The 23504-nt window shown below is 56.1% G+C and carries 18 protein-coding genes; 13 read left to right on the forward strand and 5 right to left on the reverse strand.

Annotated elements, in window-relative coordinates; translation table 11 throughout:
* Positions 1-3 precede the first annotated feature (3 nt).
* The 6 genes from AAY24_RS18815 to AAY24_RS17040 all read left to right on the forward strand — a co-directional run bounded on the left by AAY24_RS18815 (position 4) and on the right by AAY24_RS17040 (position 9711).
* The gene (locus AAY24_RS18815; RefSeq protein ID WP_234422305.1) at positions 4-1491 is read left to right on the forward strand and encodes a restriction endonuclease subunit S; all 1488 of its coding nucleotides are present in this window, start codon (positions 4-6) and stop codon (positions 1489-1491) included.
* A complete protein-coding gene (locus tag AAY24_RS17020) occupies positions 1488-3068 on the forward strand; it encodes a DUF262 domain-containing protein (protein WP_234422204.1) in 1581 nt (526 codons plus the stop codon). Before AAY24_RS18815 ends, AAY24_RS17020 begins: the two co-directional genes overlap by 4 nt.
* Positions 3061-5073 carry a DUF262 domain-containing protein gene (locus AAY24_RS17025; RefSeq protein WP_046860682.1) on the forward strand — a complete coding sequence of 671 codons (2013 nt, stop codon included), beginning with the start codon at positions 3061-3063 and terminating at the stop codon, positions 5071-5073. The genes AAY24_RS17020 and AAY24_RS17025 overlap by 8 nt, the downstream gene beginning before the upstream one ends.
* Entirely contained in the window at positions 5066-8158 is a 3093-nt protein-coding gene (locus AAY24_RS17030) for a type I restriction endonuclease subunit R (protein WP_046860683.1), read from the forward strand. The genes AAY24_RS17025 and AAY24_RS17030 overlap by 8 nt, the downstream gene beginning before the upstream one ends.
* The gene (locus AAY24_RS17035) at positions 8155-8871 is read left to right on the forward strand and encodes a M48 family metallopeptidase (RefSeq protein ID WP_335337184.1); all 717 of its coding nucleotides are present in this window, start codon (positions 8155-8157) and stop codon (positions 8869-8871) included. Before AAY24_RS17030 ends, AAY24_RS17035 begins: the two co-directional genes overlap by 4 nt.
* A gap of 252 nt (positions 8872-9123) precedes the next feature.
* The gene (locus tag AAY24_RS17040; RefSeq protein ID WP_052761301.1) at positions 9124-9711 is read left to right on the forward strand and encodes a CNP1-like family protein; all 588 of its coding nucleotides are present in this window, start codon (positions 9124-9126) and stop codon (positions 9709-9711) included.
* Positions 9712-9735: 24 nt separating this feature from the next.
* Here the strand turns inward: AAY24_RS17040 and AAY24_RS17045 are convergent, their stop codons facing one another.
* Positions 9736-11031, reverse strand: coding sequence for a hypothetical protein (locus AAY24_RS17045; RefSeq protein WP_052761302.1), 1296 nt, complete (start codon positions 11029-11031; stop codon positions 9736-9738).
* 231 nt (positions 11032-11262) lie between these two features.
* Between AAY24_RS17045 and trhA the strand changes: the two genes are divergently transcribed.
* Together trhA and parC are read left to right on the forward strand one after the other, a co-directional pair.
* On the forward strand, positions 11263-11934 hold the full coding sequence (gene trhA, locus AAY24_RS17050; RefSeq protein WP_335337185.1) for a PAQR family membrane homeostasis protein TrhA: 672 nt from the start codon (positions 11263-11265) through the stop codon (positions 11932-11934).
* Between the two features lie 137 nt (positions 11935-12071).
* The gene (parC, locus tag AAY24_RS17055) at positions 12072-14324 is read left to right on the forward strand and encodes a DNA topoisomerase IV subunit A (RefSeq protein ID WP_046860685.1); all 2253 of its coding nucleotides are present in this window, start codon (positions 12072-12074) and stop codon (positions 14322-14324) included.
* 37 nt (positions 14325-14361) lie between these two features.
* Here the strand turns inward: parC and AAY24_RS17060 are convergent, their stop codons facing one another.
* From AAY24_RS17060 to AAY24_RS17070, 3 genes are read right to left on the reverse strand one after another with little or no spacing between them, the layout of a single operon-like run.
* Positions 14362-14766, reverse strand: a complete 405-nt coding sequence (locus AAY24_RS17060; RefSeq protein WP_046860686.1) for a hypothetical protein — start codon at positions 14764-14766, stop codon at positions 14362-14364.
* A gap of 2 nt (positions 14767-14768) precedes the next feature.
* Complete coding sequence (locus AAY24_RS17065) at positions 14769-15194, reverse strand: DNA polymerase III subunit chi (RefSeq protein ID WP_046860687.1); 426 nt, start codon at positions 15192-15194, stop codon at positions 14769-14771.
* Positions 15191-16690, reverse strand: a complete 1500-nt coding sequence (locus tag AAY24_RS17070) for a leucyl aminopeptidase (RefSeq protein WP_046860688.1) — start codon at positions 16688-16690, stop codon at positions 15191-15193. The genes AAY24_RS17065 and AAY24_RS17070 overlap by 4 nt, the downstream gene beginning before the upstream one ends.
* Positions 16691-16967: 277 nt before the next feature.
* Here AAY24_RS17070 and lptF point away from each other — a divergent pair, with 277 nt between their 5' ends.
* A complete protein-coding gene (lptF, locus tag AAY24_RS17075) occupies positions 16968-18077 on the forward strand; it encodes an LPS export ABC transporter permease LptF (protein ID WP_046860689.1) in 1110 nt (369 codons plus the stop codon).
* Positions 18074-19138: an LPS export ABC transporter permease LptG gene (gene lptG / locus AAY24_RS17080; RefSeq protein WP_046860690.1), complete on the forward strand. Its 1065-nt coding sequence runs from the start codon at positions 18074-18076 to the stop codon at positions 19136-19138. The genes lptF and lptG overlap by 4 nt, the downstream gene beginning before the upstream one ends.
* 9 nt (positions 19139-19147) lie before the next feature.
* Here lptG and AAY24_RS17085 read toward each other — a convergent pair whose 3' ends face one another.
* The gene (locus AAY24_RS17085) at positions 19148-19612 is read right to left on the reverse strand and encodes an RDD family protein (RefSeq protein WP_046860691.1); all 465 of its coding nucleotides are present in this window, start codon (positions 19610-19612) and stop codon (positions 19148-19150) included.
* Positions 19613-19771: 159 nt separating this feature from the next.
* Here AAY24_RS17085 and AAY24_RS17090 point away from each other — a divergent pair, with 159 nt between their 5' ends.
* The 3 genes from AAY24_RS17090 to AAY24_RS17100 all read left to right on the forward strand — a co-directional run bounded on the left by AAY24_RS17090 (position 19772) and on the right by AAY24_RS17100 (position 23489).
* Positions 19772-20125 (forward strand): PilZ domain-containing protein, encoded by a 354-nt coding sequence (locus tag AAY24_RS17090; protein WP_199930424.1) that lies wholly within the window; start codon positions 19772-19774, stop codon positions 20123-20125.
* A gap of 192 nt (positions 20126-20317) precedes the next feature.
* Positions 20318-22879, forward strand: coding sequence for a PAS domain-containing sensor histidine kinase (locus AAY24_RS17095; RefSeq protein WP_046860693.1), 2562 nt, complete (start codon positions 20318-20320; stop codon positions 22877-22879).
* Complete coding sequence (locus AAY24_RS17100; RefSeq protein ID WP_046860694.1) at positions 22869-23489, forward strand: response regulator transcription factor; 621 nt, start codon at positions 22869-22871, stop codon at positions 23487-23489. The genes AAY24_RS17095 and AAY24_RS17100 overlap by 11 nt, the downstream gene beginning before the upstream one ends.
* Positions 23490-23504: the final 15 nt, after the last annotated feature.

Consider the following 23504-nt stretch of genomic DNA (forward strand, 5'->3'; position numbering starts at 1 on the left):
GAGATGACCGTTCTGACACAAGCCCCGCAGCAGGGCGAAAACGGGGCACAGAAGCACCGCAACGGCCAGGCGGGGGTGGCTGAAGCCAGTGCCCAATATCTGGCTCAAGCTGCGAGCAATGCCACACCGGCCAGCCACGACTGCCCGCCGGGATACAAGCGGACGGAAGTGGGGGTGATTCCGGAGGATTGGGAGGTTGTAACTATAGGTGAAATTGCTGATGTAAAAACGGGGCCTTTCGGATCTGCATTGCATGAAAAAGATTATGTTTTAAACGGAACCCCAATTATTACAGTTGAGCACTTGGGAGAATTAGGAATTACAACCCAAAATCTTCCTATGGTTAGTGATTCAGATAGGAGTAGGTTGAAGGCATATCAATTACGCCAAGGTGATATTGTGTTCAGCCGTGTCGGATCGGTTGATAGAAATTCCTTAGTTAGTAAAAAAGAAGATGGTTGGCTTTTTTCAGGGCGGTTGTTGCGAATCAGGTTAAAGTCTAATTTAAATGACTCCGCGTATTTTTCATTTCATTTTCATTCTACACCGTTTAAAAGACGGGTTGTTGAGGTGGCAGTTGGACAAACGATGCCATCACTAAATACTTCGATACTTAGGAATGTTTCAGTTCTTCTGCCTAAAAGTAAAAAAGAACAAACCGCTATTGCTAATGCCCTGTCCGATGTTGATGCTCTGATCAGAGAGCAGGAAAAACTGATCGCCAAAAAACAGGCCATCAAAACCGCCACCATGCAGCAACTCCTCACCGGCCGCACCCGCCTGCCCCAGTTTGCCCTGCGGGAAGATGGTACGGAGAAGGGCTACAAGCAAAGTGAGCTGGGGGAAATTCCGGAGGATTGGGAAGTGCAATGTCTTGGACGTTTTGTTGCAGCGCTTGATGCTGGCGTTAGTGTTAATTCTTTAGATGAAAGTAATGCTTTTCCTCATGATAAGCATATCCTGAAAACTTCTTGTGTTGATGTTGGAAGATTTATTCCTGCCGAGAAGAAGTCAATTTTGCCAAGCGATCTCCGCCGCGCTAAGTGCTCGCCGATCAAAGGAGCAATCATTGTCAGTCGGATGAATACACCTGCTCTTGTTGGTGAAATTGGATACGTGTCTTGTGACCATCCAGATCTTTTTCTTCCCGATAGACTTTGGCAGATGCGATTCAAAAATGATTTCTCTATAAATTCTCGTTGGCTTTCGTATTTATTGAGTTTCCCTTCCGTAGCTAAAAGAATTAGAGATTCAGCTACAGGGACAAGCGGGAGTATGAAAAATATATCTAAAGGTAGTTTGATGGGGCTAGAGCTATCATTCCCAATGTTTGAAGAACAAACCGCCATCGCCACCATCCTCTCCGATATGGACGAAGAGATTCAGACCCTGCAACAGCGTCTGACCAAAACCCGCCAGATCAAACAGGGCATGATGCAGGAACTTCTGACCGGCAGAACGCGGCTGGTCAAACCGGGGCAGGCAGCGTGAAAGCGCTGAATCGACAAGATGCCGGGCAAAACGAGCTGCCCGATGTACATGTGCGCCTGGCCGGTTTTTTCGAACTGGCTGTGGCGGCGGAGCCGCTGGTGCTGGATAACTACCAGCGTGCTTATGTCTGGACTAAGGAAAAAGTGATTCAGCTGCTGGAGGACTTTGCCGAATTTACTACCGCTGAGTCACCCACTTTGGTTAGTCAATATTATCTTGGAGCTTTACTTCTTCATCGAAAAGCACAAGGGGGAAAAGTTGATCATTGCGTCATTGATGGGCAACAAAGGCTGACGACGCTGGCAATCCTGTATTGGCTACTGGAAGAAACACTGCCTGATTTTCTGCAATTTGAGTTCCGCTCCTCTAGGTCACTGGGCAATGTACAACAAGCCAGAAACACGATAAAAATCTGGCTTGAAGAGCATCCGGAGGCTCGCTCTTTATTCAGACATCTTTTCTCCCGGCTGTGCTTTACGGTCATTATCGTAACCCGTGAAGACCTGGCGTTTACCTTTTTTGATACCCAGAACAACCGCGGCGTTCCCTTGGGTAGTACGGATTTGCTGAAAGCCTTTCACCTGCGCGCTATTCAGGCGGATGATTATCAGTTGGTAGAGCAACTGCAAAGCCTTTGTGCCAGAAAATGGGAGCAGGTGCAGCAGCGGGGTGAGCTGGTTAGGAATAGCAGGCATTATGATTTTGCCCCGGACCTGTTCCACTACTATCTGTGGCGCGGCCGTAACTGGCGAGGCTCTGAGGTAGATGAGCTGGAAAGCCGGGATGAAATGCTTAGCCACTTTGGGCAGCAAAGCCGGGTGTTACCCATCGGGCGGGTGGCCTTGTATCCTGCGGGGTCCAATCTCTGGGGCAAAGAGTTGCAGCTGACGGCGGAGAATGATTATCGCCTGACGCCTGCCATGCAAGAGTTCGGGCAACAGGCCGTGACTTTACCTTTCTCCCTGCGCCAGCCCATCAGCCGTGGTGTTGGGTTTTTTCTCTATACCGAAAAATACGCTGAGATGTTGCAGCAACTCTTGTTTGCACCGGGTTCTAATGCCGAAATAAAAGCCACACAGAAGTTTTACAATCGTGTTGTAAGAACCTTGTCAGCTTATTTGCAGAATTTGTTTCGCCTGGCTTTGCTGATCTATTTTGACCGCTTGGGCAGCCAGGGTTTGTTGCGTTTTGCTTTGTATCTGGACCATCAACTGGGCGCACTGCGCTTGTCCAAGTCGGATATCCGCCGTGAAACACCGCTGAAATTCCTGCGCGAAGCCAAACGGAATTTGCTCGATGTGATTTCTTCTGCCTATGAGGGGGATGAGATCATTGGTTTTCTGCAACAAAATAAGGTTGATGCCGTCTACCGGCAGAATGATGGTTGGCGAGAGGCGATTACGAGTCGCGGCAGCAAGGTTCAGGAGCGCTATGCCGCCGCAGTAGCAGGCTATTATAAGTTATCCTGTTTGTCGTTAAAAACAGCCCAGCGCATGGATGAGAAAGCCGTGGCAGAGTTGATGTCTGTTCCATCCCACCCAGATTCGCGGAAAATCAGGGAGGTATCCCATGACTGAGTTTGCCTCCGATCTGATTACCTTGAATGATATTGTAAACAAGCGCTATTTTTTTAACATTCCCATATACCAGCGCCTGTACGTGTGGGGAAAAGAGCAGATCCATACACTTCTGGACGATATAGTCTCAGCGTGTCAGGAACAAAAAAACACCTTTTATCTTGGCGGCTCGCTGGTTGTTGAACGTTCCCCTGTGGTTAGTAATGGCCTTGATTATCCGGTATTTGATCTTATTGATGGGCAGCAGCGTTTTACGACGCTATGGCTTATCAGTATTGTGCTGGGAGACCTGCTGACAGATTACCGGCAGGTTAAGACTGATAGCGGTATCCGCCCACGTATCAGCTTCGCTATTCGCCCGGAAGTGGCAGCTTTTTTTGAAAAAACATGTCGCGGGGAAAGTGCAAGTTTACCAGAAGCCAGACAATTGGAAGATGCCCTGCAAGAAATCCGATCTTATTTCAACAATTACGCCAACAATTCAAACGATGAGCCCTTAGATACGGCCGCGCTCGCTCAATTTATTTTTTACAAAGTGCAGCTGATTCTAACCAGGGTGCCTGAGCACACCGATCTTAATAAGTTATTTGAAGTCATCAACAATCGAGGCGTGCAATTACAGCATCATGAAATTCTAAAGGCCAAATTACTTGAAAAAATCAGCAGGGATGAGCGGGAACCCTACTCACTCTTGTGGGACGCTTGCTCAAACATGAACGATTATGTTGAGCGCAACCTGAACCGTACCACTCAAGTGGATGGGGTTGCATTATATGAAAGTAAAATTCAAAGCCCCTTATCGGGTTGTAAGCGGGAGGCACTGGCAAGCTCGACAGAAATAATTTCTGCTTTGCGGAATAAAAATGAAACTGAAGATTGTGCGCCAACCAGTTTGTTGTCAGTTTTAACGACAACTACGGACTTTTCAAAAACCGATGGCGTATCTGAAAATGAAGAATCCGACTTGCCAGATCGGGTCAATAGTATCATTACATTTTCCATGCTTCTTCAGCATGTGCTTCGGATCTATTTGCATAGAAGCCCGGCATTTCCGGATACTGATATCACCAAGGTATCGGACAAAGATCTGCTTGCTATTTTTGATGCTCACTGGCTTAAATTCAAGCCTGCCGGTAATGACGTAAAGGCCTTTATTGAGCTGCTCTGGCAAGTACGTTATCTGTTTGACAAGCATGTAATCAAATGGGTTTCTGTTGAGGAAGAGCGAGTTCATGCGATTCGCCGTTTGTATGTCAATCGCAGTCATTCACGAGGTACGGCCTATTTGCAGCGACTATCCAGTGATGCCGAGCCGGAGTTCGCATTATTGCAAAGTATGCTGTATCACTCCCAGCAGATGAGTACGCAATACTGGTTAACGCCGTTATTGAATTTTTTACTCGATAATAATGAGGAAAATGCTTATTTGTATTTGCAGCACTTGGACAATAATCTGTTATGCAGCGAAGCGAATGCATCTTTGATTGAACGGACCCATAGGTACCTGGGTAACCCATGGCACAAAGAGACCCTGTTGGATGCGAGTATCAGTCTTGATCAGAAATTTGATAATGGAACCCAGTATCCGCATTACTGGTTCTATAAACTGGAATTTATTCTATGCATCAAAAAGAAATCCATAAGTCCAGCTGATATTGAGGGTTTCAGAATCACCGCTAAAAACTCAGTGGAACATGTTACACCGCAAAATCCGGAGAAGCAGAGCGACCGGATACCAGATGAACTTTTGCATAACTTCGGGAATCTGGCACTGGTGACGCGCAGTCTTAACTCGGAGATGAGTAACAAAGGATTTAGTATTAAAAAAGCTGAATTTAATGAACGCCTCCGTGGTCATGGCGTTTCGCTGAAGCTGGAAGATATCTATGATAATACTCAGTGGCAGAAAAACGAGATTGAATTGCATCAGAAAAAAATGATTCATGAATTTAATCAATATTTATCTACCGTTCAGGCTCAGGTACAGGAGTTAATTGGTGAGTAACGTCGGCCAGCGAGAACGCGCCACCCAGAACCGGCTGGTTAAGTTTTTCCAGCAGGAGCTGGGCTATCGCTATCTGGGCAACTGGGAGTACCGGGAGAATAATCGGAACATTGAGCAGGAGATACTCACCGGCTGGCTGCAGCAGCGGGGTGTCGGTGACGCGCTGATTACCCGGGCGATCCGCCAGCTGGATGTGGCAGCGGCGCTGGGCGAAGGCAAAAAGCTCTACTACGCCAACAAGGAGGTCTACCGGCTGCTGCGCTATGGGGTCAAGGAGAAGGAAGGCGCGGGCCATCAGAACGAGACCGTCTGGCTGATTGATTGGAAAAATCTCGAGGCGAACGACTTTGCCATCGCCGAAGAGGTGTCGGTCAAGGGCGAGAACAAGAAGCGCCCGGATCTGGTGCTCTATGTGAACGGTATCGCCCTGGGCGTGATCGAACTCAAGCGCTCATCGGTCTCAGTATCCGAAGGCATCCGCCAGAATCTGGATAACCAGAAGAAGGATTTTATCCGCAACTTCTTTACCACCCTGCAGCTGGTGATGGCGGGCAACGACACCCAGGGGCTGCGCTACGGCACCATTGAAACGCCGGAGAAGTACTATCTGGAGTGGAAAGAGGACGTTGCCAACCCGTACGAGTACAAGCTGGATTTCCATCTCAGCCGTCTTTGCAGCAAACAGCGCTTTCTGCAGCTCATCCATGATTTCATCGTTTTCGATGCCGGAGTGAAGAAAACCTGCCGCCATAACCAGTTCTTCGGTATTGAAGCGGCCAAGAAGTCTGTGGCCAAACGTGAAGGCGGGATTATCTGGCACACCCAGGGTTCCGGCAAGAGTCTGACCATGGTCTGGCTGGCCAAGTGGATTCGCGAGAATGTGCAGGACAGCCGGGTCCTTATCGTCACCGACCGCACCGAGCTGGATGAGCAGATAGAAAAGGTGTTTACCGGTGTGGAAGAGGATATCTACCGCACCAAAAGCGGGGCCGACCTGATCGCTACCCTGAACCAGCCCAACCCCTGGCTGATCTGCTCGCTGGTGCACAAGTTTGGCCGCCAGTCGGAGTCGGAAAATGACGCCGCCACCGAGGAATTTATCGCTGAACTGAAAGCTTCTCTGCCCTCGGACTTCCGGGCCAAGGGGGATCTGTTTGTGTTTGTGGATGAGTGTCACCGCACCCAGTCCGGCAAGCTGCACGAGGCGATGACGTCCATTCTGCCGGAGGCGATGTTTATCGGCTTTACCGGCACACCGCTGATGAAGAAGGACAAGAAGAAATCGGTGGAGGTGTTTGGCCCCTATATCCACACCTACAAGTTTGATGAAGCAGTGGCCGATGGCGTGGTGCTGGATCTGCGTTATGAGGCGCGGGATATCGACCAGCAGATCACCTCCCAGAAGAAGGTGGATGAGTGGTTCGAAGCCAAAACCCGTGGGCTTTCCCGTTTGGCGAAAACCCAGATCAAGCAGAAGTGGGGCACCCTGCAGAAGGTGCTCTCCAGCAAGTCCCGGCTGCAGCAGATTGTGAATGATATTCTGCTGGATATGGAAACCAAACCGCGCCTGATGGATGGGCGCGGCAACGCCATGCTGGTGTGCGCCAGTGTCTATCAGGCCTGCAAGGCCTACGAGATGTTCAGTCAGACCGATCTGGCGGGCAAAGTGGCCATTGTCACCAGTTTTCAGCCCACGGCGGCGAGCATCAAGGGGGAAGAGACTGGCGAAGGGCTGACGGAAAAACTGTTCAAATATGACATCTACCGCAAGATGCTGGCGGATTACTTCGAACAGCCGGAAGACAAGGCTGCCGCCCGGGTGGAAGAGTTCGAGAAAGAGGTAAAAAAACGCTTCGTCGAAGAGCCGGGGCAGATGCGCCTGCTGATTGTGGTGGACAAGCTGCTGACCGGCTTCGATGCGCCCTCGGCCACCTATCTCTATATCGACAAGCAGATGGCGGATCACAACCTGTTTCAGGCCATCTGCCGGGTCAACCGGTTGGACGGGGAGGACAAGGAGTACGGCTATGTTGTCGATTACAAGGATCTGTTCCGCTCTCTGGACAAGGCCATCAAGGACTACACTCAGGGGGCCTTTGAAGCTTACGACAAGGACGACGTAGCCGGGTTGCTGAAAGACCGGCTGGAACAGGCACGGCAGGATCTGGATGATGCGTTGGAGGCGGTGCGCGCCCTGTGTGAGCCGGTTAAGGCGCCCCGCAACACTGAAGATTATATCCATCACTTCTGTGGTGAGTCGGGCAACAACCAGGATGCGCTGAGCGAGAAGGAGGCACTGCGCCTGACCCTCTACCAGCAAGTGGCCAAACTGCTGCGGGCCTTTGCCAATATCGCCAACGAAATGCCCGATGCAGGCTATTCACCGAAGGAAACTGACGATATCCGGGTTGAAGTTGCTCACTTCGAGAAGGTGCGTGACGAAGTGAAACTGGCCAGCGGCGATCTGGTGGAGATGAAGCGTTTTGAGCCTGCCATGCGCCACTTGCTGGATATGTACATTCGTGCCGATGACAGCGAAGTGCTAATGGATTTTGAAGACCTGGGGCTGATCGAGCTGATCGTGGAAAAGGGCGGCGACGCAGTTAAGAACCTGCCCGAGGGGCTGCGCACCAACCCTGAAGCCATGGCGGAAGCGATCGAAAACAATGTGCGCAAAACCATCGTCGACGAAAACCCGGTCAATCCCAAATACTACGAGCAGATGTCGGTGCTGCTGGACGAGCTGATTGAGCAGCGCCGGCAAAAAGCCATCGAATATCAGGAATATCTGGAACGCATCCGGGAGCTGGCACGCAAGGTGATTCATCCTGAACAGACCGCTTCAGACTATCCGCCTTCCATGGATACCAGCGCTAAACGTGCACTCTACGATAACCTTGGTAAAGATGAAGTGCTGGCCACCCGAATTGACGGCGCTATTCGCTACACCAAAAAAGCCGACTGGGTGGGCGACCGGTTCAAGGAGCGGGAGATTGCCAACGCCATACGGGAAGAAACCGTCGGCTACGAGGTGGATATCCTGCAGGTGATGGAACTGGCCAGGGCACAGAAAGAGTACCAATGATGGCAACCATAGAGATCGGCTCCATCCCCATGCAGCTGAACCGCAAGGCGATCAAGCATCTGCATATCAGCGTCCTGCCGCCGGATGGCCGGGTGCGGATTTCAGCACCGAAGAGCATGAGCGATACGGCCATCCGTATGGCTGTGATCAGTCGTATCCCCTGGATCAAAAGACAGCAGCGTGATTTTGCCAAACAGCCCCGCCAATCCGCACGAGAAATGGTGAGTGGTGAATGTCACTATCTCTGGGGCAGACGCTATCGCCTCGATGTAATAGAGCGAACCGGAAAGCATGAGATAAAGACTGCTCCTGGCAGACTGCGGCTTTATGTGAGGCCGGGGGCTTCCGTTCAAAATAGAGAGCTGGTTCTGAATGAATTTTATCGACAACAACTCAAGGACCGGATTCCTGAACTTTTCAATCACTGGCAAACCAAAATAGGGGTTAATGCTGCCGAATGGGGTGTCAAGAGTATGAAAACCAAATGGGGAAGCTGTAATGCCCAGGCAAAACGCATTTGGTTAAATTTGGAACTGGCCAAGAAGCCCCCTGAATGCCTGGAGTACATACTGGTACATGAACTCGTTCATCTGTTGGAACGCAGACATAATGAGCGCTTTAAAGCCAGCATGGACAGGTTTCTTCCTGACTGGCGGGAGCGTAGAGATTTGTTGAATCGCATGCCGCTTGCATACACTCATTGGGCCTATTAAGGGCCTGGGCAGATAGACGCGTCCGGAGATGGGTTTCTCCGAACTGCTTGATCCAGATATCAAAAAAGATATTTTTATCGGCCTGCGTTCAAGGTGAACAGCTGGACGCCCTGGATAGGGGGGTGGAATTCGGGCTGCATGGCCAAATTTGTTTGGCATCTGATCTGGCCAGGATTATGCTAGATAGCAGTATTTGTAATTCTTCAGGGAATTATTCTCCCGCTAAGCCCGGAACGGGTAATTGAAATGTCTATGAAAAAATTTGCTCTACTCCTGGTAATGCCGTTGACTCTGCTGGTTGGCAGCTATTCGGTTCAGGCCACCGATACTTTCAAGGCCCGCAAAGGCGAGCAGGGTTTTTACGGACCCCATGAGACCTACAATCCCAATGTGGAGGAGTACACCTGGGTGGAGAAAAACGCCAAGCTGCCTCCCTTTCCGGAAGATGACAACCTGATCGAGTTTGAGGTCAACAGTGCCAATCCCAGGTTCCGCTATTTTATCGATGCCAAATCGGTCAGCTATACCAAGGAGGATGGGGTGGTACGCTATACGGTGGTGGTCCGGTCCCGCAGCGGCGCCAACAACGTTGCGTTCGAGGGGATGCGCTGCTCCACAAAGGAGTACAAAACCTACGCCTTTGGCAATGGTAAGGGCGAGTTCGTGCAACCCCGACGGTCCGAATGGCGGCCGATAATAAAAAACGTCAACACGCTTTACCGGGATAATCTGGCGGATTTCTACTTTTGTAATCCGAATATTGTCAATGTCACCGCAGAGCGCATAGTGCGGGAGCTGAAGTACCCCACTACAGAGGCCCGGGAACTCGGTTTACATTAACAGCCGGAAAGGTCTTGGCCACTCTCAAACGCCGGCATAGAGGGTGAGTGCCACAGTGGCACCCGCCAGCATCACCAGGGCGAAGCCCCCGTTCATGCGTAACATCGTCAGTGCATTCACCTGATAGCGCCCCTGGATAGTCAGCTGCAATCCCGATAAAGGTGAAGCGCAGACCCCGATCGCCCAGGTCATGAGAAAGGTGATGCCGAGCAGATTGGGATCGACCCCCAGAGGGGCTAGAACACCACCGGCGGTAGCGATGCTGATCACCGGATGGATGCCGATTACCGACACCGTGACCATCGCCAGCAACAGCAGGCTGGCCTCGGCGGCCCCGAACTGTTGCAGATCCAGTGCCAGGTGACTGGCCTGGATAGCGCTGGCGATGCCGGTGGCCAGTACCCCGGCTGCGAGAAACAACAGTAACTCCCCGGACATGCGCGGTAGCCCGATGCGGATATGTTGAGCGTAGGCGTCAATCCCTGTGCGGCCGTGCCGCAGTACCAGTATCAGCAGGGTGGTGGACAGGGACAGGGCACAGATCAGGGTGAGAATGGGGATGGCTGGCCAGGCGTGATGCAGCAGCATCAGCATGAGCGCCAGTAGACCCGGAATCCACAGTGTGCCGAAACGCATCGGATAACCATGGAACTGCCCGGCCCGGCCGTGACGGGTCAGTTCCCAGCCGGTCAGCAGCAGTCCCAGCATGGCCACCGGAAAGCCCACCAGGGAGAGCGTGGTCAGTTGTGCGCCCGGGGCGTTGGAGAGCGCCACACCCATGGCGGCGAAGAACGGTGACCAGTTGGCCGCCATGGCGAAGCCCCGCGATAACACACAGGCCTGCAGGCTGGTCATGGGACGGTTGGCGGAGAGCCGGTCGCCAATGATCACCACCGATGACATGTTGATCACGGAACCGAGAAAATGTACCCCGAACAGGGTGCGCCACAGGGGTCTGCTGCCCTGGGGCAGCGCCTCGTCACAAATGGCCGGTTGGGTCACCAAGCGCAGAAAACTGACCGAGGCGAGCATGGCCAGCATCGCCTGGTTGGTACTGAACACCTTCTCCACCGGGATCTCCGCCCCGTTGAAAACACCCCAGAGCAGCCCGCCGCCACCCACCAGCAGCATGGCGATCACCTGAATACGTTGAATCAGCTTGACCGTGGTGACCAGCAGCAGGGCGGCCAGCCAACCCAGTCCGCCGGCCGGATAGGCGGGAAATTCTCCGTACAAGCCATGCAGGATGGAGAGCAGCACCATCAGGAACAGCAGTAACCCGGCCAGTTTTTCCGTGACCGATTGATGAAATTGTTTCAAGGATCAAGAGCTCCTGCCCGTCGGCGGGGTTGCAGCTTACTGGAGATGTGGCGCCGCCCGCGTGATTCCAGGGGAGTGGTTGATCGTTTGGGTGGTTCCGGCCGCGCAATTTTAGCGCCCCGATGATAACCGATCCAGGGGGACAATCGGCACGTTTTGTGTGGATTACCCGCCTTGACACTTCCCCTGGCAGGGACCATCCTTAAATTCAGTATTAAGGTTAAGGAAGAGATGATGAGTTCGGAATCGTGGGTATCGGAATACAGCCTGGGTGAAGAGATTGCCCATGCCGTCACCCATGGTATCGGTGCCGCCCTCAGTATTGCAGGGCTGGCGGTGTTGGTCGCGTTCTCTGCGCTGTATGGCAATGTCTGGCATATCACCAGCAGCAGTATCTATGGTGCCACCCTGATTCTCTGTTACACCGCCTCGACGCTTTACCACAGTATTCCCCACCCCCGGGCCAAGCGGATTCTGCGCCAGATCGATCACGCCTCTATTTTCCTGTTGATTGCTGGCACCTATACCCCGTTTGCCCTGGTCAGCCTGCGGGATAGCTGGGGCTGGTGGCTGTTCGGCGGGGTCTGGGGTATCGCGCTGTTCGGCATGATTTTCGAGCTCTTTACCGAGCAGCGCTACAAGAAGGCCTCCCTCGCCCTCTACCTGGGCATGGGCTGGCTGGCGGTGGCAACCATCAAACCGATGCTGGACAGTATCGGAATGGGTGGCCTGACCCTACTGCTGATCGGCGGTCTGTTTTACTCCCTGGGCGTGATTTTCTATGTCTGGGACCGGCTCTCCTACAACCATGCGGTGTGGCATCTGTTTGTCCTGGCGGGCAGTGCCTTCCACTTCTTCGCCATACTGTTCTATGTCATACCCGACGGCCACTGGCTGACCTGACCGCAGCGGTTCTTCCCGTACCCCCACTTTGCCGCTGTAACTCCCAAGTTCTGCAGACTCCCTGTGACATCTGCCGGCGCTTTTCGTATGATCCCCCCTCCACGAGTGGCCTCCAGCAAGCGATCTGACAGGGTGATATGAGTAGCGGAATCGACCAGAGTATTGAAGGCATCGAGCAGATGCCGTTGCGAGAGTTTACCGAGAAGGCGTATCTGGATTACTCCATGTACGTGATTCTCGACCGGGCACTGCCCTTTATAGGGGACGGGTTGAAGCCGGTGCAGCGGCGGATTATCTACGCCATGTCGGAGCTGGGCCTGTCGGCCAGCTCCAAGCACAAGAAATCGGCCCGTACCGTGGGTGACGTGCTGGGTAAGTTCCATCCGCACGGGGATTCTGCCTGCTATGAAGCCATGGTGCTGATGGCCCAGTCGTTCTCCTACCGCTACACCCTGGTGGATGGCCAGGGCAACTGGGGTTCGGCGGATGATCCCAAGTCCTTCGCCGCCATGCGTTATACCGAGGCCCGTCTGACGCCCTATGCCCAGGTGCTGCTCTCTGAACTGGGCAAGGGGACGGTGGATTGGGTGCCCAACTTCGACGGCACCCTGAAAGAGCCCTCCATGCTGCCGGCGCGGCTGCCCAATCTGCTGCTGAATGGTACCACCGGCATCGCGGTGGGCATGGCGACCGATGTGCCACCGCACAACCTGCGGGAAGTGGCCAGCGCCTGTATCCGGCTGCTGGAGAGCCCGAAAAGCACCCTGGAAGATCTGTGCGAGCACATTCAGGGTCCGGACTATCCCACCGAGGCTGAGATCATCACTCCCCGTGACGAGTTGCTCAAGGTCTATCGGACCGGCGGCGGCAGCATCCGCATGCGTGCCCGCTATGTCCGGGAACAGGGCGACGTGGTGATCACCGCACTGCCGCACCAGGTTTCGGGAGCCAAAGTGCTGGAGCAGATAGCCCAGCAGATGCAGGCCAAGAAACTGCCGATGGTGGAGGATCTGCGGGATGAGTCGGATCATGAGAATCCGACCCGGCTGGTAATCGTGCCCCGCTCCAACCGGGTCGATGTGGAGCGGCTGATGTCCCATCTGTTCGCCAGCACCGATCTGGAGCGCACCTACCGGGTCAACATGAACGTTATCGGCCTGGATGGTAAACCCCAGGTGAAGGATCTGCTGGGTCTGCTCAAGGAGTGGCTGGCATTCCGATTCGAGACAGTACGGCGTCGCCTGGAGTATCGTCTCGGCAAAGTACGGGACCGGTTGCACCTGCTGGATGGCCTGCTGATCGCCTTCCTTAACCTGGACGAGGTGATCCGCATCATCCGCAGCGAGGATGAACCGAGACCGGTGCTGATGCAGCGATTTGAGCTGAGCGAGTTGCAGGCCGATTACATCCTGGACACCAAGCTGCGACAGCTGGCCCGCCTGGAGGAGATGAAGATCCGTGGCGAGCAGGATGAGCTGACCAAGGAGCGGGAGTGGCTGGAGAAGACGCTCGGTTCCAAACAGCGCATGACCACCCTGATCCGCAAGGAGATCCAGGCCGATGCGGAGAAGTACGGGGATGAGCGGCGTTCGCCCATCGTGGAGCGGGAGGCGGCGGAGGCGCTGGCCGAGACCGACCTGACCCCCAGTGAACCGGTTACCGTGGTGTTGTCGGAAAAGGGTTGGGCGCGCACCGCCAAGGGACATGATATCGACCCGACCAGTCTCAGCTACAAGGCGGGAGACAGGTATCTGGATTCGGCCCGACTGCGCAGCAACCAGGCGGCGGTGTTTATCGATTCCACCGGGCGCAGTTACTCGGTGCCGGCCCACACCCTGCCATCCGCCCGCAGCCAGGGTGAGCCCCTGACCGGGCGTTTGGCCCCTGCCAGTGGGGCCACCTTCAGCGTGGTGTTGGGGGGTGACCCGGAACAGTGGTATCTGGTCGCTTCCGATGCCGGCTACGGTTTCCTGGTGCAGCTGAAAGATCTGCATGCCAAGAACAAGGCGGGCAAGGCGCTGCTGACCCTGCCGAAAGGGGCCCGGGTGCTCCATCCGGTGGCGGTGACCGACCGGGAGCGGGATCGGGTGGTGGCGATCAGCAACGAGGGCCGTATGCTCACTTTCCCGGTCTCTGAACTGCCGGCCCTGAGCCGTGGCAAGGGCAACAAGATTATCGGTATCCCGGCCAAGCGGGTGGAGGATCGTATAGAGTTTGTGGTGGCCGTGGCCTGCGTGCCCGAGGATGGCAAGCTGATCGCCCACTCCGGCAAACGGCACATTTCATTGAAACTGGCCGACCTGGAGCACTACCAGGGTGAGCGGGGTCGCCGGGGCAGCAAGCTGCCACGGGGTTTCCAGAAGGTGGACCGGGTCGAGGTGGAGCGGTAGCTTTCCAGCCGTCGATACCGGCCGGCTTAAATGCTGCTTAGTCCGGTGTATGTCCGGGCCGTTCAGGCCCGGACGATGACTCAAACCGTTCCTCCAGCACCCGATCGATCTCATCCTGCAGGGTGCGCTCCAGGTCGGCACGAAACCGTGCGATCACCGATTCAGCAACCTGTTCAGCGGTTTCCAGCAGGGCGGTGCGCAACTGTTCCCGCAGCGCCTCCTGATCCGCTGCCTGCGCAGTGGGTGCGGTATCTCCGCTGTCCGGGTCGGCTGCAAACAGGGGCAGATCGGGCTGATTCGGGTCACTCTCGTCGGTCAACCCCAACTCGGTTGGTGCCACCACTTCATTGAGGATCGGTATCCCCTCCTGGTCCAGCGGCAGTGGTCCCTGCGGAGCTGTTGTCCCCTGCTGTTCCGGTTTGAAAGGCCAGTTGAACTTCATCGTCAGAGATTGTGTGTGTTGAGGGTGTAGCCGCGATCCCGGTAGGTCCGGTAACGGTCACGTCCGGCGGCCCGTATCGCCGGGTCTTTGTCAATCAGTTCGGCCAGACGGGAAAAACGGCTGAAGAACGGCGGAACATCGGTGGCCAGGTTGACCAGCACATCGTGCTCGTCACCGGCCTGTTCACCGTGGCCGATCAGCACCGGGGTGAGACTCTGGTCGCTCTCACTGATCAGGCCATGGGGGATAAAGCTGTCCTCCCGATGGGTCCATAGCAGTTTGTCCAGGTGTCTCGATTCCGCATCCGAGTTGGTATGCAGATAGACCCGGTGTCCCTGCTGCCACGCCTTGTCCGCCAGTCGGCAGGCGAGCTGGTAGCGGTCGCCGGCCGACTGGTCTCCCAGAATATAGAAATCGACCTGGGTCATTTTACCTGACCTGCCCGTTTCAGCAGGAATTGGGTGAGCAGGGAAACCGGGCGGCCGGTGGCCCCTTTCTGATCACCGCTCTTCCAGGCGGTACCGGCGATGTCCAGATGTGCCCACTTGAACTTTTTGGCATAACGGGACAGGAAACAGGCGGCGGTGATGGTGCCGGCACCCTTGCCGCCGATATTGGCCATGTCGGCGAAATTGCTCTTCAGCTGCTCCTGGTACTCGTCCCAGAGCGGCAGCTGCCAGGCGCGATCAGCCGCCCGGTTACCGGCCTCCAGCAGCTCCGCTGCCAGCTTGTCATCGTTACTCAGCAGTCCCGATGCCTGGGAACCGAGGGCGATAATGCAGGCGCCGGTCAGGGTGGCCACATCCACCACGGCAGCGGGCTTGAAACGTTCCGCATAGGTGAGGGCGTCGCACAGGATCAGACGGCCCTCGGCATCGGTGTTGAGGATCTCGATGGTCTGTCCGGACATGCTGGTGACGATATCGCCCGGTTTGTTGGCTGCGCCGTCCGGCAGGTTTTCCGATGACGGCACGATCACAACCAGGTTGATCGGCAGCTCCATCTGGACACAGGCCGCCATGGTACCCATGACGCTGGCACCACCACACATGTCATATTTCATCTCGTCCATGCCGGCGCCGGGCTTCAGCGAGATGCCGCCGGCGTCGAAAGTGAGTCCCTTGCCCACCAGTACCACCGGTTTGCTGTTTGGCTTGCCGCCCTTGTACTCCATCACAATCAGCTTGGCCGGTTCCCGGCTGCCCCGGGAGACCGAGAGCAGGGAACCCATGCCGAGGGCCTGCATCTGTTTCTCCTCCAGCACCGATACTTTCAGCTTGGGTGACTGCTTGCCCAACTGCCGGGCCTGGTTGGCCAGATAGCTGGGGGTGCAGATGTTGCCCGGCAGGTTTGCGAGGTTTTTGGTCAGGGTGATGCCGGCGGCGATCGCTTCGCCCTGGCTGACTGCGCGCAACACCGGCTGGCTCTTTTTCTGATCACCAATAAACAGGCCGACCTTTTTCAGCGGACGCTTGGCCGGCTTCGCTTCACTCTTGCACTGGTCGAAACGGTAGACCTGATGTTCGGCGGTGATGACCGATTCCCGCAGTCGCTGGGGCAGATCGGTCTGCTCGATATCCAGAGCGCAGAGGGCGTTGGTGGCCTCGATAACGCTGCTGTCGTCCAGTAGCTTCACGGCACCAGCCCAGGCGTTGTTGGCGGCCTTCAGGGTCAGCTCTTTCTGCGCGCCGAGACCAACCAGCAGGATGCGCTCGGCCTGGATGCCGGGGATATCGTACAGCATCAGGTTTTGACCGGACTCGCCGTCCATGTCGCCCTTTTTCAGGATGGCGCTGAGATGGCCCTTACTGGCCTGATCGATCTGTTTGGCCGGACCGGTCAGCTGGCGTCGACTGAATATGCCCAGAACGAGACATGCGGTACGCAGTTTGGATGGATCGCCTGATTTTACGTGAAATTCCATAAGGGTTCCCTGGATGGTTGCGGTTTATCTGTTGTGGTCCCGGCCATGGCGGGATCAGTCTCTGTCGGTGGCCGTTTGCCCGCAGGCTGGACAGCATGTACTATCCATCGCGGTTTACGCGGAATACTTCAGTCGGTACTGAAGTCGCTGCCCAGTCGCCCTGTCCGGCTACAGCCATAGCCCGAGTTTCATCTTTGTGATAGCTAGTCTACAAGAATTGTAACTGTTTACCACCGATGCGGGACCGGGCCCGGGTGTTTTCAACAGAACGCTTTTTATGCTGCCTATAATTGATCGCTACATTCTCCGGGAAGTGTCCAAATCATTTTTGGCCATCATGACCGTGCTGATGCTGATTGTGGTGAGCCAGAGCTATATACAGATCCTGCAGGATGCGGTTGCCGGCACGGTCAGCAGCGAGGCGATGGCCCGCCTGCTGGGGCTGGAGGTGTTGCAGGTGTTGGGGCCGGTGACTCCGCCCGCTTTCTTTTTCGCCATTCTCTATACCCTGGGCCGTATGTATCGCGACAGCGAGATGACTGCGCTGGCGGCGGGCGGCGTCGGTTTGGCGCGCATCTATCGGGCGTTCGTCATCGTGACATTGCCGGTGGCCCTGACGGTAGCCTGGTTCACCCTGGATCTGGTGCCCTGGGTCAATGCCAACAAGGCAGCGATCATGGAGCAGCAGAAGGGCGAGTCCGCCGAACTGGGCATGGCATCGGCCGGCCGCTTTAACGAGTTCAGTCGGGGCGGACTGGTGTTTTATGTGGAGAAGATGGGCGAGAACAAGAAGCGGATGTACAACGTGTTCGTGCAAAATCGCCAGCACGGTAAACTGGGCCTGATCACCGCCGCGGAAGGTTACCAGCACACCGATCCGGAGAGTGGTGATCTCTATCTGGTGTTGACCCAGGGACACCGCTATGAGGGGGCCCCCGGACAGAACGATCAGGCGGTGGGTGACTTCGACAAGTACGCCATCCTGATCGACCAGCGGGACCAGGTGACTAAGAGCCTGCCGGCCAAGGCAATGCCCACCGCGGAGCTGTTCGGGAGCGATAACCTGCGTATACGTTCGGAACTGGAGTACCGCTTCATGTTCCCGATCGCCGTACTGGTGTTCGCCATCCTCAGTGTGCCGTTGGCCAAGTCGATGCCCCGGGAAGGTATCTATGGACGGCTGATGCTGGCGCTGCTGTTCTATGCCCTGTTTCTCAATCTCCAGGCGCTGTCGGGTAACTGGATGATATCCGGTATCACGCCGGTCTGGCTGGGACGCTGGTGGGTGCATCTGTTCATGCTGTTGGTGGGCGGTGCGGTGATGCTGTACAAATCACCCCGTATGTTGAGGGTGCTGCGAAAACGGTTGCGGAGACAACAGGCGTGAAACTGCTGGATCGCTATATTGGTACCACGGTGTTGGTCGGGATCACGCTGACTCTGCTGATTCTGCTGGTGCTGGTGGGCTTCGTTACCCTGATGGATGAGCTGGGCGATGTGGGCAAGGGCGACTACACGACCATCGATGCGTTTTACTACGTACTGCTGGCCCTGCCGCGCCGCGCCTACGAGGTGTTTCCCATGTCCGTGCTGCTGGGCAGCCTGATGGGGCTGGGCGGCCTGGCGAACAATTCCGAGCTGGTGGCGATGCGTGCGGCGGGTGTCTCCCTGGCCCGGATTATCGTCTCGGTACTCAAGGCTGGCGTATTGGCCACCCTGATGGTGCTGATTATCGGCGAGGTGGTGGCACCCAATACGGAGCAGTATGCGGAACGGATGCGTGCCAGCAAGATGAGCCAGCAGATCACCCTGAAGTCAAAATATGGCTTCTGGGCCCGGGATGGCAGCTCCTTCGTCAATATCCGGCAGATTCTGCCGGGTTCCCAACTGAAGGATATCTATATTTACGAGTTCTCCCCGGATCGAAAGCTCGAGGTCTCCACCCATGCCGGTTTCGCCCAGTATCAGGATGGAAGCTGGCTGTTACGCGATATCAACCAGACCCGCTTCCTGGATGATCATGTGGAGAGCCGGACCCTGGAACAGGCCACCTGGGACTCCTTGCTCAACCCCAATATTCTCAATGTGGTAGTGGTGCGTCCCACCATGCTGCCGGTCTGGGGACTCTACCAGTACATTGATTTCATGCAGAAAAACGGCCAGGAGGTGGTGGTTTACGAAGTGGCCTTCTGGAGCAAGGTGATCATGCCCCTGGTTACCCTGGTGATGGTGTTCCTGGCGGTGCCCTTTGTGTTCGGGGTGTTGCGTTCCGTGGGGATCGGTCAGCGCATCTTCGCCGGCTCCCTGCTGGGGCTGGCGTTCTTCCTGATGAACAAGGTGTTGGGCCATATGGCCGTGGTCTTCTCCCTGAATCCCCTGTTTGCGGCGGCCCTGCCCACTTTGGTGTTCCTGGGACTGGGTTTCTGGTTTGTGCGCCGGGTGCACTGACCCGGTCTGCTAGCGCTTTTTCAGCAGCACCAGCCGGGTGTGGGACAGCCGGTCGTGCCAGGCGAGTCGATCCCTGTCCACCACTATCCAGAGAAAACCCAGCCCCAGGGGCAGCCAGGAGAGCAGGGCGTAAAGCAGTCGCTTCAGGGCGTCTGAACCGGTGAGGGCCGCTCCATCCTCCCGGACTACCCGCAGGCGCCAGGATCGCATGCCGAGGGTCTGTCCCCCCTTCAACCAGAACAGCAGGAAAAAGGCCGGTGGCACCAGGGCCAACCAGAGTTGGAACAGCAGATTCCCGGCCAGCGCCTGGGAAGCCTGTTCGCCGGCCAGTATGCCGACAGGTACCGTGACCACCATGGAGGCCAGCAGCAGCAGGCCGAATACCAGCAGAGTGTCATACAGCATGGCCGCCAGTCGTCGTGCCAGTCCCGGGGCAACCGCCTGGTCAATATCGATACTTTGCTCTTTTTTCATCTGTTGATCCGGATAGCGAAATCGGCTGGTGACTTTTTACTGGATTGGGTTGCGTCCACATGGGAATGAAAAATCTGGTCTATAGTAAGAGAAAGTTATCCCGTTGCCTATCCGGGAAAGGGCAGGGAGCTGTTTAACTGTTTGGAGGCCAGACTCTCTGTGGATAATCGCAATTCACCACGCCTGCCGGTCAATCTCTACACCATGCTGAACTACCCCAGTCTGGGGTTGATCAGGGGCTGTATCCGGAATATCGGTATGGGCGGCATGTTTGTCGACATTGGTCGGATCCAGCTACCGGTGAACGCCACCCTGGAGGCTTCCCTGCTGCTCGGTGGGGACGGGCTCGACTGCCACATGCAGGTGGAGGCGATTGTGGTGCGTTGTGCCGAGCAGGGCGTCGGATTGATGTTTGATGAACTGGATGAGGGGTGCCGAAATACCCTCAGCCGACTGATCCGAAGTGCGGTGGAGGTTCCGGCGGAACCGGGCTGTCCCGATCTGCTGCACTGACCCATGATCCCCGGCCGGTTACCGGGTGAACTGGCCGCATGGGGGCCACTTCACGGTTCATCCTTACTCCCCGGTCGGCGCCATTGTAATGCCCCGGCATCAGTGCATAATAGATTCGCGATACAGAAGCCGGTCGCAGCCACATGATTCGGGCAGGATGCCCAGCTCAATGAAGTCACTACCCATCCCATTATGCCGTTGTCCCTGAAACGTCCCCAGAAGCTGTCGCTGCTGCGCCGAATCCCCATGCCACTGATGTCTGTCATTATTGGCCTGTTCTGCGGTCTGTTGGTTTGGGGTGTGCTGGATCAGGTCCAACCCCGGGCGCTCAGGAGCATTTTTGCTGAAGAGCTGCAGAGCCGGCTCGATCAGCAGGCCCGGGAAACCCTGATCCGCTTTGATAACTATGTGCTGGCCCACACCTCGACGGCACGCCTGCTGGCCAACCATCGCCAGTTGGCTGACTACCTGGAACCGGTCTACTGGTACCGGGCGGATGGGGATCTGCCAGAGCAGTACCGTGAATCCCCCCGCTGGTTACCGGAGTCGAGTCTCTGGCAGTCGTTGATCAGACCCAGTCATATTCTGCTGCTGGACAATGACGGCCGTCCCCGGGAGGTCTATCAGCTTGGGGAGCGGCAGCTGCCGGCCGAACTGGGCGGTGCCAGTGAACTGCTGCTGGGGGAACGCAAGGCGCGGGCTACCCTTACTATTTTGGCTGGACAGCTCTATCTGTTGGTCTCTGAACCGGCTGAGGACGCCACCGGCACGGAGATGGGCTTCCTGATGCTGGTGGTGCCGATTGACGAGCAGTTCCTGATGGCATCTCAGCAGGGCATCTCTTCAAACGGGGTGTTGGTGGGGATTCTGGAGGCGGATGAGCAGCGCTTTCTGGCCAGCAGTGACCAGTCGAGACTGCACCGGCAACAGCGACTCAACGAGGTGGAGGCCGATTTCCTGGTCACTTCCCAGTCGTTTTCCGATTACGAGGACACCACCCTTAACCTGCAGTTTGCCACTTTGGTTCCCCGCTCGGTGGTGCAGGCGATGCGGGACCGGGTTGCCGGCCTGGAGATGCGCCAACGGCTGGTCACCGCCTTCACCTTCGTGACCATTTTTACCCTGGTGTTCTACCTGTTGTCGGAACGGCTGAACAAGATTCTGCAACGTATCTCCCGTTTCTCCCGCCGGGCGCTGGGGGCAAAACAGCCGGTGATTGAGCGGGGCAATCAGTTGTTTGTACTGGAGGACTGGATACACCAGTTTATCCAGCTGGTGCGGGATACCCGGGAGGAGATGCGCCAACAGCACGAAAGTGAAATGCATGAGTCGGAGATGCTCAAACAGGCGATCATGGAGACCGCCCTGGATTCGATCATCACTATCGATCGCCGGGGGGTGATTATCGAGTTCAACCCCACCGCTGAACAGACTTTCGGTTATGATCGCCAGGAGGCGCTGGGGCAGGTGTTCGCTGAGCTGATTTTCAATAATGAAAGTCGTCCCCAGTTCACCCTGCTGATGGCGGATGTGCTCAGTTCCCGGGATTGGGCCCCGGACGAGATGCGCCACGAATTGACCGCAGTAAAGCGTGGTGGCGCAGTGTTTCCGGTGGAACTGGCGATCAAACCGATCCGGCTCAAGAGCCGGCTTGCGTTCACCATCTACATGCATGACATCTCCAACCGGCGGCGTACCGAACTGGAGATTCGCAGTCTTGCCAAGTTCGCCTCCGAGAGTCCCAGTCCGATCCTGCGGGTGAACCGGCGCGGGGTTATCCTCTATGCCAACGGCGCCAGCGATGAACTGCTTGACTACTGGGGCTGTGAACGGGCCCAGACCCTGCCGCTCTACTGGCGCAACCGGGTAACCGAGATCCTGGGTAATGGCGAGGATTGGCAGACCCAGGTGAACAGCAGCAGCCGGATCTACTCCCTTCTGTTTACCCCGGTGGTGGATCTGGGTTACGTGAATATCTACGGACGGGATATCACCGCCGAACGGCAGGCGGAGCACCAGGCCCGGGAGCATCAGCAGGAGCTGATCCATGTCTCCCGACTCAGTACCATGGGTGAGATGGCCACCGGACTGGCCCATGAACTGAACCAGCCCCTGTCGGCCATTGCCAATTTTGCCAATGGCTCGGTGCGACGTCTGCAGGCCAGTGGCCAGGGACCCGAGGATATCCTCTACGCCCTGGGACAGATCACTGCCCAGGCGGATCGGGCCGGGGAGATTATCAAGCGGTTGCGCGCCCTGGTGAGGAAACAGACACCGGTGCGGCGGGTCGCCGATCTCAACGAAGTGGTGCGGGAGGTCTGCAGTTTTGTGGAGTTCGAGGCGCGCAAGGCGGGGATAGTGATCGAGCAGGAGTTTTATGTCCACAACCTGCTGGTCAGAATCGACGTGGTGCAGATCGAACAGGTGTTGCTCAATCTGATCCGAAATGCCCTTGAAGCCTTGAGGGAGATGCCGGAAGATGGGCGCAGTCTGGTGATCCAGACCGACTGTCAGGATGGTGAGTGGGCGGTGGCCCGGGTGCTGGATACCGGCCCGGGTATCCGGGATGAGGAGATGGCCCGGCTGTTTGAGCCTTTTTTCACCACCAAGCAGGGCGGCATGGGTATGGGGTTGATAATCAGTCGGACGATTATCGAAGATCACGGCGGTACCGTTAACGCCGAACAGCGGACCGGGGGCGGTAGCTGCTTCAGTATTAGGTTACCCAGTAACAGGAACAGTGATGAACAGTAATGCCACTGTGTTTGTAGTTGATGACGACTCGGCCATGCGTAACTCGCTGAAATGGTTGATAGAGACGGTCGGTATGCGGGTGGAGACCTTCGCCTCGGCTGAAGAGTTTATCAAGTCATACTATCCGGGCCGGGCCGGTTGCCTGCTGCTCGACGTACGCATGCCGGGCATGAGTGGGCTGGAGCTGCAGGAGTATTTTGCCGAGCAGAATATCACCATTCCGGTGATCATTATCACCGGTCACGGGGACGTGCCGATGTCGGTTCGGGCCATGAAAGCGGGTGCGGTGGATTTTATCGAAAAGCCGTTCAATGACGAGCAGCTGCTGGACAGTATTCGCAGCGCCCTGGAAATCGATCAGGATCAGCGGGTGATTCAGGCCGAACGGGCGGAGATCGCTGCCCGCCTGGCCCAACTGACCCCCCGGGAGCATGAGGTGATGGAGATGGTCACCAACGGCAAATCCAACAAGGAGATCGCCAGTGCCCTGGGCGTCAGCGCCAAAACGGTGGAGGCCCATCGCGCCCGGGTGATGGAGAAGATGGAGGCGTCATCCCTGGCCGGGCTGGTGAAGATGGTGATCGCGGCCAATCTCTACAAGGATCACTGAGACCGGCTGACCGCG

Source organism: Sedimenticola thiotaurini (assembly GCF_001007875.1).
GTDB lineage: Bacteria > Pseudomonadota > Gammaproteobacteria > Chromatiales > Chromatiaceae > Sedimenticola > Sedimenticola thiotaurini.